The sequence below is a fragment of the Clostridium sp. FS41 genome (assembly GCF_000954015.1).
Lineage (GTDB): Bacteria > Bacillota > Clostridia > Lachnospirales > Lachnospiraceae > Enterocloster > Enterocloster citroniae.
In genome coordinates this window covers 136486-148711 of sequence record NZ_JYHN01000046.1, presented here as the reverse complement: position 1 = coordinate 148711, position 12226 = coordinate 136486, and the positions used below count along the sequence as shown (strand labels likewise).

At 49.9% G+C, this 12226-nt stretch carries 11 protein-coding genes; 8 read left to right on the top strand and 3 right to left on the bottom strand.

What is annotated here, in order from left to right:
• Positions 1-7 precede the first annotated feature (7 nt).
• From CLFS41_RS07550 to CLFS41_RS07520, 7 genes are all read left to right on the top strand, one after another.
• Positions 8-1540 (top strand): sugar ABC transporter ATP-binding protein, encoded by a 1533-nt coding sequence (locus CLFS41_RS07550; protein ID WP_045091918.1) that lies wholly within the window; start codon positions 8-10, stop codon positions 1538-1540.
• Complete coding sequence (locus CLFS41_RS07545) at positions 1530-2516, top strand: ABC transporter permease (protein WP_045091917.1); 987 nt, start codon at positions 1530-1532, stop codon at positions 2514-2516. Before CLFS41_RS07550 ends, CLFS41_RS07545 begins: the two co-directional genes overlap by 11 nt.
• Before the next feature lie 27 nt (positions 2517-2543).
• A complete protein-coding gene (locus CLFS41_RS07540) occupies positions 2544-3584 on the top strand; it encodes a 2-hydroxyacid dehydrogenase (protein WP_045091916.1) in 1041 nt (346 codons plus the stop codon).
• A 35-nt stretch (positions 3585-3619) separates the two neighbouring features.
• Entirely contained in the window at positions 3620-5140 is a 1521-nt protein-coding gene (locus CLFS41_RS07535) for an FGGY-family carbohydrate kinase (protein ID WP_045091915.1), read from the top strand.
• Entirely contained in the window at positions 5137-5370 is a 234-nt protein-coding gene (locus CLFS41_RS07530; protein ID WP_045091914.1) for a hypothetical protein, read from the top strand. Before CLFS41_RS07535 ends, CLFS41_RS07530 begins: the two co-directional genes overlap by 4 nt.
• 25 nt (positions 5371-5395) lie before the next feature.
• Positions 5396-6358 (top strand): aldo/keto reductase, encoded by a 963-nt coding sequence (locus CLFS41_RS07525; RefSeq protein WP_045091913.1) that lies wholly within the window; start codon positions 5396-5398, stop codon positions 6356-6358.
• A 174-nt stretch (positions 6359-6532) separates the two neighbouring features.
• Positions 6533-7444 (top strand): AEC family transporter, encoded by a 912-nt coding sequence (locus tag CLFS41_RS07520; RefSeq protein WP_045091912.1) that lies wholly within the window; start codon positions 6533-6535, stop codon positions 7442-7444.
• Positions 7445-7459: 15 nt separating this feature from the next.
• On the opposite strand, the gene CLFS41_RS07515 is transcribed toward CLFS41_RS07520, so the two are convergent.
• The 3 genes from CLFS41_RS07515 to CLFS41_RS07505 form a co-directional block, all read right to left on the bottom strand.
• Entirely contained in the window at positions 7460-8944 is a 1485-nt protein-coding gene (locus CLFS41_RS07515) for an AAA family ATPase (protein WP_045091911.1), read from the bottom strand.
• A 135-nt stretch (positions 8945-9079) separates the two neighbouring features.
• On the bottom strand, positions 9080-10414 hold the full coding sequence (locus CLFS41_RS07510) for an ATP-binding protein (protein ID WP_045091910.1): 1335 nt from the start codon (positions 10412-10414) through the stop codon (positions 9080-9082).
• Between the two features lies 1 nt (position 10415).
• On the bottom strand, positions 10416-11123 hold the full coding sequence (locus tag CLFS41_RS07505; protein ID WP_045091909.1) for a LytTR family DNA-binding domain-containing protein: 708 nt from the start codon (positions 11121-11123) through the stop codon (positions 10416-10418).
• A 282-nt stretch (positions 11124-11405) separates the two neighbouring features.
• Between CLFS41_RS07505 and CLFS41_RS07500 the strand changes: the two genes are divergently transcribed.
• Positions 11406-12218 (top strand): glucose 1-dehydrogenase, encoded by an 813-nt coding sequence (locus tag CLFS41_RS07500; protein WP_045091908.1) that lies wholly within the window; start codon positions 11406-11408, stop codon positions 12216-12218.
• Positions 12219-12226: the final 8 nt, after the last annotated feature.

The window sequence follows — 12226 nt, the reverse complement described above, 5'->3', positions numbered from 1 at the left end:
AAACACTTTGGGCGGCGATACGGAGATTGTATTGGAGACAAGAGAACTTTATAAAGCGTTTCCCGGCACAATTGCAACCAATAACGTGAGCTTTGACGTACACAGGCAGGAAATACATGCGATCATCGGGGAGAACGGCGCCGGAAAAAGCACATTATGCAAATTGCTGACAGGACTGTACCAGCCGGACCGCGGAGATATTATTTTCATGGGTAATAAGGTGTGCTATAAAACCACCACGGAAGCAATGGCAGCCGGTATCAACATGGTATATCAGGAACGAAACCTGATCCCTCATCTTACCGGTGCGCAGAATATCATGCTGGGAAACGAATTGACGAAGATGGGAGTGATCCTGGACGAAAAGAGGATCAGGGATACCGCCTATCAGATCAGGGATGAACTGGGGATCGAGATCCCACTGGATATTCCGGTGGGGCGCCTCAGCGCAGGCGTACAGCAGTCCATTGAAATTGTGAGGGCATTTTCCACCAAGCCAAAGCTGCTGATCCTGGACGAACCCACTGCATCCCTGGGGGAAAGGGAGATAACTCCTTTTCTGGATTTTATCACAAAGATTAAAAAATCCATGGATATTTCCATTATATTTATATCTCATAAGCTGGATGAGGTGTTCCAGGTGGCGGACAGGATCACTGTGTTTACAGAGGGAGTTAAGGTGATGACCGCAGGTAAGGAGGAGACCACCAGGGAAGACTGTATCTGCGCCATGCTGAAGAATGGAAATGTGGAGCCTATTAAGATCAGGGAAAAGCCTGAGGATGCGTCTGTGATACTGGAGGTAGGGGACTGCACGTATGATGGGGAGAAGCATCATCTGGGATTTCATGTTGACGCAGGTGAAGTGGTGGGATTTTACGGGCTGGTGGGGTCCGGGAGAACGGAGTGCGCCAATGCCATATTTGGCATCAGTCCAATGGATGAGGGGAGTGTAAGGCTGAACGGCGAACTGGTGGGGGATATCACAACCCACGGGATGATAAGGAAGGGGCTTATCATGACTCCGGAGGCCAGGGCCCACGGCATGTTCAGGACATACAGCCTGATTGAAAATATAGAGATCCTCTTCCTCAACCAGTTCTCCAACCGGTTCGGGATTGTCAGGGACAAAGAGGCATATGATTTCTCCGGCAGCGTACTGGAAGCCAACGGCGTGCGCTATTCCAGCAAGGAGCAGATCATAAGCCAGCTCAGCGGCGGCAATATACAAAAGATCATAATCGGACGCTCCATTGCCGTGGAGAACTGTTCATTGATCATTTTAGATGAGCCTACAAACGGCCTTGATCTGGGCGCAAAGCATGACGTATATCTGAAAGCCAGGAATCTGGCGGAGGAGCATCAGAAGGGCGTGATCTTCATTACATCGGAGATAGACGAGCTCTTCAGCGTGTGCAACAGGGTATATGTATTTGCCTTTGGCAATATTGTGGAGGAATTTACAAGGGAACAGTTTGACAGGCAGAAGATATTAGAGGCAGCATTCAGAACATCGGGAGGAAATAATAATGGAGCATAAAAAGAAAACATCCGCAAACTCTTTTGAAAAAGCCGTGATGCTGGAAGTGATGGGAAAATACTTTCTTCTGATCGCAACAATTCTGGTTTCCATCATGTTTGCAATCGCATCCCCAAGCTTTCTAAAGGTGACCAATATCCTGGATATTTTCAGGGCGGCTTCCATTATCGGCATCATGGGGATCGGGCTTACCATTGTCCAGTCAACCGGGGATTTTGACTTTGCCATAGGGGCGGAGGCAACCGTGGGGGCCTGTGCCATTGCTAAGGTCATGGTGGAACTCATTCCTAACTTTTACATAGCATTCCTGCTCACCATGATCGCGGTGGCCTGTATCGGCCTGTTTAACTCATACATAGTGATCAATATCGGGATGCAGGCGTTTGTGGCCACCTTTGGAGTGTCCACCCTGATGGTAGGAATCTGCAAATTTCTTACCGGAGGGGGACAGTATTATTCCACCAGCTGGCCATCGGGGTTCTCTGTGCTGGGGCAGGGGTTCATACTGGGGATCATACCGGTTTCAGTTGTCCTGCTGGCTCTTTGCACGGTCATTGCCTTTGTGTTCATGGAAAAGACAAAGACAGGGCGTTATATTTATGCGGTGGGAGCGAACCCGGTTGCCTCCCAGCATGTTGGGATCAATATAAGACGGAACCGCAGGATCGCCTTTGTGGTGTGCTCCATGTTTGCGGGCTTTGCCGGAATCATCCAGGCGTCCATGCTGAGCAATGTCACTCCATCCATGGGAGATTCCAACTTCCTGCCGGCCATGAGCACTTGTATGCTGGGGGCCACTTTCCTGCGGCCTGGGGTATTTAACATACTGGGCACGATCCTGGGTTCCATCCTGCTGGCGGTCATATCCAACGGACTGACCATGGTGGGGGCGTCTTTTTTCCTGAAGGACATTATTCAGGGCGCGGTATTGATCTTTGCAGTGGGATTTGTTGCGGTTATCAGACATAAACGGTAAAGCCATAGGTTAAAGGAGACAGACAATATGGACAAGAAAAAGGTTCTTATCATTCAGGATTTTTCCATGAATGAGGCGGCAGTGGGAAAATACGATTTTCTAAAGGAATATGATGTGGAGCTGGATGTGGTGCAGGACGCCCATGATATATCAAAAGATGAATTCATGAACCGTTTCCTGACCTTTGAGACAAAGGGGCCGGATGCTCTTCCTGTGAACGTGGAGATGGTGGAGAAAATGCGTGACGCGCATATTGTTATCAGCCATTTTTCGCCTGTCAGTACAGTGGCCATTGAGAAGGCTGAGAATTTGGAAACGATCTGTATCCTGCGCAGCGGGGTGGAAAATGTAGACCTTAAGGCAGCTTCCCGAAAGGGTGTGAAGGTAAGCAATGCTCCGGGAAGGCTGGCAGTGGTAGTGTCTGAATTTACAGTGGGCATGATATGTGCAGAGACAAAGAATATTGCCAGGGCCCATGCCAATATGATGAAAGGGGTATGGGAGAACCGGTATTATAATTCCGAGTATGCCACCACCCTGGGAAAACGGAACATAGGGCTGGTGGGCTATGGGACCATTGGTACAAGGGTTGCCGGGATGATGGCAAGCTTCGGCGCTAATATCCTTGTATACGATCCCTATACCCCGGAGGATAAGATACAGGAGGACGGATACGAGCCTGTGGGCCTGAACGAGCTGTGCAGCCGGTCGGATGTGATCTCCATTCATTACCGCCTTACGCCGGAGACAAAGAATATGATCGGCGGGGAACAGTTTGGGCTAATGAAACCCCATGCATTTTTGATCAATTCGGCCAGGGCCGGACTGGTGGACGAGGAATGCCTGATTGACGCACTTAAAAATCACAGGATCGGCGGGGCGGCCCTGGACGTATTCCATGAGGAACCTTTGGGACCGGACAGCCCTTATCTTAAGATGGATAACGTGACCCTGACGCCCCACATTGCGGGAACAGCTTCCAATTCGGATGAACTGACCTTTGATATCATGGAGCATACCCTGCGGCATTATTTTGAAACCGGTGAATGGATGCACGTGGTAAATTAGGAGAAAGACGAAAGGATAAATGAAAGGGGGATAGGATGAAGCGGGATTCAATATTAGTGGTGGATTTTGGCACTTCCAATGTTCATGTCAATGTGGTGGATGTCCGGGACGGGCAGATCCTGTATTCCCGTTCGCGAAGATACAGGATGATATCCCCGGAGGACGGCTATACGGAGATCAATCCCAGGGAACTGTGGCATGCCTCTGAACAGTGTGTAAAGGAAGTGATAAGTGATATGGAGGCGGTGGAGCTTCACGGTATTACCTTCTCCTATTTTGGGGATAACCTGATGCTGGTTGACAGCAATGGGGAACCGCTGACCAATATCATACTTGCTTTTGATGTAAGGGGAGCGCGGGAAGCCGCGGAGGACTTTCCCAGGCGCTTTACGGACGAGGAATTTATCAGAATCACAGGAAGTACCTGCGTCCCCTTCTGTACCGGGCCTAAGATCTTGTGGTTTAAGAAGTACAGGAAGGATCTGTTTGAGAAAGCGGCTCATTTTTACACAAACCAGCAGTGGGTGAATCAGTGCCTGGGATTGGAACCCCTGAATGACTATACCATGGCATGCAGGAAGATGCTGTATGACAGTAAGAACAGGGAGTGGTCCAAACCCATACTGTCTTTTCTGGGGATCCGGGCCGGGCAGCTGGGAGAGGTGGTACCGTCCACGGATATGATCGGCCACATAGACAGATACGGGGAGGTGATATTGCCTTTTACCCTGCCTGTTATCATAGGCAGCCATGACTGTGACTGCGGGATGTACGGTGTGCGGGCAGGATTGACCGATGAAGGCGTGGTTGGGGATATTACGGGAACCTACGACCACCTGGGATTCATTGCCCGGGGATATGTAAACGCAGGCGAGGAAATGCTGGAGGAACAGATATTTTCTTATTGCGGGCCGCTTGAGGATACCAGTGTATGCCTGGGTGCATTTCCCACATCAGGCGCTGTTCTGGAATGGTTTATGAGGGAGATCATCGGGGACTGTTCGCAGCAATCCTATGACAGGATGTGGGACAGGGCCATGTTTGATGGAAGGGGGACGCTGCTGTTCGACCCCAACTTTTCAGGTAATCAGGGTGGATTACATGGGCTGGGTCTGACCAAGACCAGGGAGGAACTGTTTGAGGCCATGATCGAATCCCTTACTTTTGAAGCCAGACGGATCCTGGAGGGGTGCAGGAAGATAAAAAAGGAGGATGTATCCAAGGTATGTGTGGGCGGAGGCGCTGCCCGTTCCGGGAAATGGATGCAGCTGCGGGCGGATGTATGGGGCTGCCGGGTTGAGCGCATGGAGAATATAGAAGTATCTTCCTTGGGAGCAGCAGTTCTGGCAGCTGTGAAGACCGGGCTGTATCCGGGGATCAGGGAGGCATCCGTCCATATGCTTAGGATCAGGGATGTGTACGAACCCGTACCCGCGGTCCGGGAGCGATATGAGGAAAAGTACAGGGAATATATGGCCTTTGTTCAAAGCAGGACAGGGGAAGACCTGGAATGTGACGTTTTGGGAAAAGCAGTCAGCGGAAAGGCGGTTTTATGATAACCAGGAAACTGTTAAGGACCATTGATGAGATCCAGCAGATCCAGCGGCTGGCCACCGTGTGTCCGGAGCCGGTGGGGATCCATTCGGATGACGGGAGCATAATCATTGATGCTAAAAGCTACATTGGAATGTATGCGGTTGATTTCAGAAAGCCCATCTGTATCGTAACGGAGTCAAAGGAATTCCACCAGGCGATCAGGGATATTGGAGAGACACTGCAGGAATGAGACAGGGGAAAGGAGAGAAAGGACTATGAGATATAAACATGTAAAAAATGCGGGGATCGATCTGTCGGCACTGGCAGTGGGAACCTGGGCGATCGGAGGGCAAAAGTGGGGGGATGTGAATGAGAAGGATTCCATCAAAGCCATACGGGCTATGATCGATGAAGGTGTGAATCTGGTGGATACGGCCCCTGTTTACGGCAACGGACACTCCGAGGAGGTGGTGGGAAAAGCCCTGGAGGACGGCTACCGTGACAAGGTGTTTCTTGCAACAAAATTCAGCATCAGCAATGATGAGAACGGGGCGATCATCAACAACGGCTCCTATGAAAATGCCATCAGGGAGTGTGATGATTCCTTAAGGCGTCTCAAGACAGATCATATAGATATCTATATCATGCACTGGCCGGATCCGGGAACGCCTGTGGAGGAGACAATGAGGGCATTGGATGATCTGAAAAAGAGCGGTAAGATCCGTTATGTGGGTGTTTCTAATTTTAACAGGGAGCTGATAGAAGCGGCCCAAAAGGTGGTCCGGATCGATTTTCTCCAGCCCCCGTACAGCATGGTGGAGGAGAGCCAGAAGAATCTGCTCATGTGGTGTGAGGAACAGGGGATCGGCACCATGACCTATGGTTCCCTGGGAGCCGGGATTCTTACAGGAGCTGTCCGTGAGCTGCCTGACTGGGAGGAAAATGACTTTAGATATACATTTTACGACTATTTCAGGGATCCAAAGTTTTCCAGGATCATGGAACTCTTAACGGTTCTGGACCAGATTGCCCTGGCCCGGCAGAAACCGCTGGCGCAGATCGCCATTAACTGGAGCACCCAAAAGAGCTATGTGTCCACGGCAATCTGCGGAGTCAGGGACCCGCAGCAGGCATGGGAGAACTGCTCTACCTTTGATTGGGAGCTCACTGCGGATGAGATGGGGATCATTGACGAGGCGGTTAAAAGACTGATATCCTGTGATCAGAAGATTGTATAAAAGCTTGAATCATGCGGTGTTCCGGGCTTTAGCGGAAGAGAAAGCCCGGAAGATCGTTTTGTGTGCTGAGCTTGGAATATGCGGCATCCGCTTTACAGTCCGGCCAACAGCCGTTATAATCAGTTTAGGCACTTATGAATGCCGGACTAAGCAGAGGGCAGGCGGGGAAAAGAGATGGACTTCACAGGGTTATTTGAGATTCAGGGAATGCTGTTCAGTATCATGATATTAGGTCTTTTACTCAAAAAGAAGGGTGTTATAAAGGAACAGAGCCAGGAACTGCTGACGGATCTGGTGGTCTATGTGACCCTGCCGTGCAGCATCGTTCGTTCCTTTGAGATCGAGTTTGATCATGAGATCCTGGTCAATTGCCTGATCATTCTTATTGTTGCCCTGGGGATCCAGGTCGGCTCCTATATCCTGAGTTTTATTCTCTATCCCCACATGGGCGAAAGGCGCAAAAAGGTTCTTCAGTACGCCACCATATGTTCCAATGCGGGAATCCTGGGCAATCCCATAGCGGAGAGCATTTTCGGCCCCCTGGGCCTTCTCTATGCATCCATATACCTGATCCCCCAACGGATATTCATGTGGTCGGCCGGACTTACCTATTTTACCGAGGCGCCGGATAAAAAGACACTTGTAAAAAAGGTGACGACACATCCCTGCATTCTGGCTGTGGGCCTGGGGCTGGTCCTGATGATCTCAGGCATCAGGCTCCCGTCCGTGGCAGAGCAGACTGTAAAAACACTGGCCTCGGCCAACACTGCCCTGTCCATGCTGTTTATCGGAAGCATTCTGGCAGGGGTGAGCTTTAAGTCCCTGTGGAACCGCGTCACCCTATATTATTCCCTGATCCGCCTGGCATTCATCCCCTGCCTGATCTATCTGTTCTGTCTGGCATTCCATGTGGAGCCGGTGGTGACAGGGGTATCCGTGGTATTGGCCGGAATGCCGGCTGCCAGTGTCACGGCTATCCTGGCAGCCAAGTATAAGTGTGATGCGGTGTTTGCGGCAAAATGTGTGGTTTCGTCCACATTGTTGTCCATGGTGACCATACCGGCTTTGTGTTTGATGGTTCGATAATTGATATAAATCTCTTTACTCAAGCAGCTTCCTCACCATCTCAGCGCTAAAGGTAACCTGAGAGACATGGTTCACCTCGATCTGGTAAAGGGCGTTGGCGGCTATATGCTCCGCGGCCTGCTCCAGATCACGGATCCCGGTGGTGTTGCTGTATTTTTCAATGACAGCGCAAAGGGACTCCTCTGTCACAATGCATTCGTTTGCGTTCATGCTCATCCGCTTTAGGACTTTTGGAAGGGCGTACTGTGAGAATATGATCTTCTTTTCCTCCCGGGTATAGTCCGGAATATCAATGACCGCAAAACGTGACATCAGGGGCGCGCTGATCTGCGCCTTGTCGTTGGCCGTGGCAATGGGATATACGCCCACTGTGGGGATCATACACTCTATGTAATTATCCGTAAAGCCCAGGTTATCAAGAAGGGTTAAAAGCACATCCGCGGGGTTGCCGTTGCCCTTTCCTGCGGCTGCCTTATCCAGTTCATTGATGATAAAGACCAGGCTGGATTCCCCGGCCATGGAGAAGGCTTCCATGATGATCCCGGGCTTTGCGTTTGCGTAGATCCGGGAACTGCCGGTCAGCTGCTCAGGATCGTTGATGGAACTCATGTCCAGGGTGGTCCACGGAAGCTTCAGGATACGGGCCACCGCATAGGCGATCTGGGATTTCCCGGTTCCGGCCGGTCCCACCAGCAAAAGGCCGTATGCGGGAAGGGTATGGGTGCGGTTGATCTGTATGATGGTTTCAATGATCCTTTGTTTTACACGCTCCATTCCATAAAGCTCTTCGTCCAGGATCCGGCGCGCTTCCTGCGGGTCGATGGCCTCAAAGTAATTGTTCTTCCACTGTATATTCATCATAATGGAAAGGGCGCGCTGGGCATGACGCCGTTCCTCGGGGGAGACTTCATGGGAGCGGGCGACCGCAAGATTCCTTCTGGCCCACAGCCGGATATTGTCAGGCATGGTCCTGCCCGCGCAGGTCATAAAGTCCGTGATGCTCTGCAGGCTGGTAAGCCTCATATCATCCCCTGTCTCATCCAGGTCATCATCCTCGTGCTCATCTGCAGGCGCGCTGCTTGCCAGCAGCCGGTCGATCATAAACTGGAGAAAACCATCTTCAGCCGATAGCTTGGTTCCGCCTCCGGAGGCAGTTTCACGTATTTTGTAAACCGCATACCCCTCATCCCGGTTCTCGCCGGACAGGCGCACATTGATGTGGTTTTCCCCCAGCCATTGAAGGAGGCTGACAAAGCGGGCGTCAATCTGAAGGATATCGGCGCTGTGGGTTCCGTCCTCTTCCTTAAATTCAAAGGTGGTCTGTTTATTGGGATTGGCAAAAACCCCACAGGAATGGTGGCGCCACTTTCTTCTGTGATTGTCCAGTATCACAATGGGCCGGTCAGGCGAGACCAGGGACTCGTTGGACTGGAATATGGTATAGGTGCATCCGGAACGTTCTGTCTGGTCCGGAGCGCTGGTGAAATCAAATACAGGCATGGTTTGCTCTCCTTTTAATGCAATTAAAATCATTTGTCCACTGAGGATAGACATAATAGTAATATATCATGGGTTTCCACAGGTTTCAACAAGTTGAAGGATTGTTGCATTCAATTCTGGATTAAAAAACAGCTGCTATGCCTGTGTTTCTTCCCTGAAAACAGGAAAGGTGAGAATGACTGTAAACTTGTTCTTATCAGGTGAAAAGGCAATGCTGCCCTGATTCTTTAAAACAATTCTTTCAACGGATATTAGTCCGATCCCATGGTTTTGGCTGTCCTTTTTGGTTGTGAGAGGCATATGATGTTCCAGTGTTACGGTTCCGGAGGAGCTGTTTTCTATGGTATAGATGATTGCCTCCCCGATCAGGTGTCCGCGGATATTAATATAGCGGGAGGAGGATTCCACCTTTTGGCAGGCCTCAATGGCATTGTCCAAAAGATTGCCGAAGATGATACACAGGTCGGCTCCGTTAATGGACCGGATGTAGGTGAAATCCGCTGATATGGAAACTGCAATATTATTCTGTTCCGCAATAGTGGTCTTTTGGATCAGGATTCCGTCCAGGATTGAATTGCCGGTTCGGATGTGTGTCTGTGTCAGCGCGTCATCTGAAACAAGCTGGTCTATATATTCAACTGCCTCCCCTTCTTTCTGGTGATTGATCAGATAACGGATTGAAATCAGGTGGTTTTTCAGGTCATGGCGCATCTGCTGTATGATACTGTCGTTTTTCTGTTGTGCTCTAATACTTTCAAGAAGGGCGTGGGCAGCCTGGTTTTCCAGCTGTGTGCGGGCCTGCTCATGCACGGCGATCTGATAGTGTTCAATAAACGCAAGGCAGAGCAAAAGTGCAAGCTGCAGTAAAATGACATAGATTGAGAGCTGTACGGAGAGTTCAGGCTGAAGTCCTGTTATGATCTTCAGGGTGTTGTTCAGATACTGGCTTTCAATTGCAAGCAGGAGCAGGATGATGATCCTGCTTTTTCCCACATTTTTAATCTCCCTCAGCGGAATAAAGTGATATACAAAGCAATAGATCAGGATGGATACCATATTGACGATCATAAAGCACAGAAATTCGTTGACCACAGGAAAGCCGGACAGGGAAACTGAGGCATTGAGAAACGGACGTGTGACGGAGGTCAGAAAAAGATTATGATTGACAACGCAGACCGTATTGATCAACAGGGCGTCATAAATCATGGTTGGCAGTGAAATTTTCTTGATCTGGTATATGTATAAAAAGAAGCAGGCGCTGCGCAGCAAAAAACGCACGCTTCCGCTGGCAAACAGCGTGCTGTCATCAACACCGGTCATAACAAAAAGAAGTAAAAGGCAGAGGGCGGACAGTGCCTTTGACCGTGGAGTGAGTCTTTTGTTTGAAGGAATGGTCTTGATATAGAGATAAGCAAAAACCACATCCCTGCATATGTTCAAGAACCGTCTTGCAAAAAGCAGATAAACCATCTTATTCTCCTATTACCGTTTGAAGGGCGGCAAGAAACTCCTGTTTGCGGTGTTTGCTTAAAGGGACAGTTCCCTGATTGGACATAACCAGTTCGGACGGCCTGATACTGATGACCTTTCTCAGATTGATCAGATAGCTTTTGTGGCATCTGAAAAAGCCATGGCCGCTTAGCTGTACTTCCAGTTCGTTTAGCGGAATGGAAAATTCCTTTCGTCCGCTTTCAAATACAAAAAAAGTAGAATGGCCATAAACCTCGATGTAGATGATCCGGCTGCAGTCTATGATCTCAGCGGCAGCGCCGTTTTTTAAGGTTATGGTAAAAGGCCTTGCCTGTTTCAGGCGGCTGATGACTTCCAGCAGATACATTTTTAGGGGTGCATAGCGGAGGGGTTTTTGGAGAAATGCGTAGGCATGGACTTCGTAACCCTCCAGTGCATACTGAACATTATTGGTGATAAAGAACAGGAAAAAGTCCAGCCCTTCTGCGCGCAGTTTTCGCGCCACATCAATGCCGGAGGTCTGCTTCAGCTGGATGTCCAGCAGCAGTACATGAATGTCCCGGGGCATATTTTCCAGCAGTTCTTCTCCGGAAGAAAAGAAAAAAACCTGAAATTTAAGTTTTTCCTCCAGCTGTATCTGATTCAGATATAGGTCAATCTGGCTGGCAGCAGATAATTCATCATCGCAAACAGCGATTCGCAGCGTCATATCAGTCCTCTGTTTTTCTTGGTTCATGTCGAAAGGCAGCTAAATGTGATACCCATATATTTATAAAAAAAATATCATTTTTGGAAGGCTTTGTCAAGGAGCGGGGCGCATACTAATGTGCCACTTGGGAGGGCTTTTTAGCCTGTCAGGAAAGGGTGATAGTCCACTTATGTCCCGGAAGATGACGAATAGGGAAATGTATTGTTTTCTGAGTTCAGACGCTCTAAAATGACGTCAATCAAAGCACTGTACTCAGGTGCAGGAGGAGGTAAGAAAGTGAGTATGTATCAGTTTGACAACAAGACGGCCATTGTCACAGGCGGAGGTTCCGGTCTTGGCAGAGCGATTGCAGACCGGCTTGGACGGGAGGGGGCCAGAGTCGCGGTGGCGGACATCAACATGGCGGGCGCCCGGGAAACAGTGGACATGCTGAGGGCGAAAGGGTATGAGGCATTTGACGTATACTGCGATGTGACAAAGGCGGATACCGTGCGGCAAATGGTCCAGACCGTAACACGGGAAGGGGGAGGGATCCATATTCTTGTGAATAATACAGGAATGGCAATGGAGTCCAGGCAGTCTAAAGAGGGGCTGCGCATTTGCGACACAGATGAAGCACTTTGGGATATGAGTATTAACCTGAACCTGAAAAGTGTGTTTCTGTGCAGCAAGTATGTGATCCCTCAGATGATCCGTAACGGTGGGGGATCCATCTGCAATATCGCTTCACTTGCAGGTTATTTTCCGGCATTTGGCGCAAGCTACGGCGCATCCAAGGCAGCTGTCATTGCCCTGACTAAATCCATTGCCATGCAGTATGCGGATGATCATATCCGATGTAACTGTATCTGCCCCGGAGCCATGCAGACACCCACGGGATTAAATGCAAATAAGATCGGCATGATGTCCCAGGAAAGTGCAGACCGTCCAAGACTGCGCATGATCGACCGGATTGCAGATCCCATGGAGATGGCAAATGTGGTCGCCTTTCTGCTCAGTGATGAGGCTGGCTATATCACCGGCACAGAGGTCAGGGTTGACGGAGGCAGCATGGCTATGTCTGTGAAAATACCTCCGAGAAGGGCGGATGAGTAAGCGGGGAT

Excerpts from the sequence above, each read along its gene's own strand:
- CLFS41_RS07520 (WP_045091912.1), top strand. The coding sequence starts at position 6,533 with ATGGACTTCACAGGGTTATTTGAGATTCAGGGAATGCTGTTCAGTATC.
- CLFS41_RS07515 (WP_045091911.1), bottom strand. The coding sequence starts at position 8,944 with ATGCCTGTATTTGATTTCACCAGCGCTCCGGACCAGACAGAACGTTCC.
- CLFS41_RS07525 (WP_045091913.1), top strand. The coding sequence starts at position 5,396 with ATGAGATATAAACATGTAAAAAATGCGGGGATCGATCTGTCGGCACTG.
- CLFS41_RS07500 (WP_045091908.1), top strand. The coding sequence starts at position 11,406 with ATGTATCAGTTTGACAACAAGACGGCCATTGTCACAGGCGGAGGTTCC.
- CLFS41_RS07535 (WP_045091915.1), top strand. The coding sequence starts at position 3,620 with ATGAAGCGGGATTCAATATTAGTGGTGGATTTTGGCACTTCCAATGTT.
- CLFS41_RS07510 (WP_045091910.1), bottom strand. The coding sequence starts at position 10,414 with ATGGTTTATCTGCTTTTTGCAAGACGGTTCTTGAACATATGCAGGGAT.
- CLFS41_RS07505 (WP_045091909.1), bottom strand. The coding sequence starts at position 11,123 with ATGACGCTGCGAATCGCTGTTTGCGATGATGAATTATCTGCTGCCAGC.
- CLFS41_RS07540 (WP_045091916.1), top strand. The coding sequence starts at position 2,544 with ATGGACAAGAAAAAGGTTCTTATCATTCAGGATTTTTCCATGAATGAG.
- CLFS41_RS07530 (WP_045091914.1), top strand. The coding sequence starts at position 5,137 with ATGATAACCAGGAAACTGTTAAGGACCATTGATGAGATCCAGCAGATC.
- CLFS41_RS07545 (WP_045091917.1), top strand. The coding sequence starts at position 1,530 with ATGGAGCATAAAAAGAAAACATCCGCAAACTCTTTTGAAAAAGCCGTG.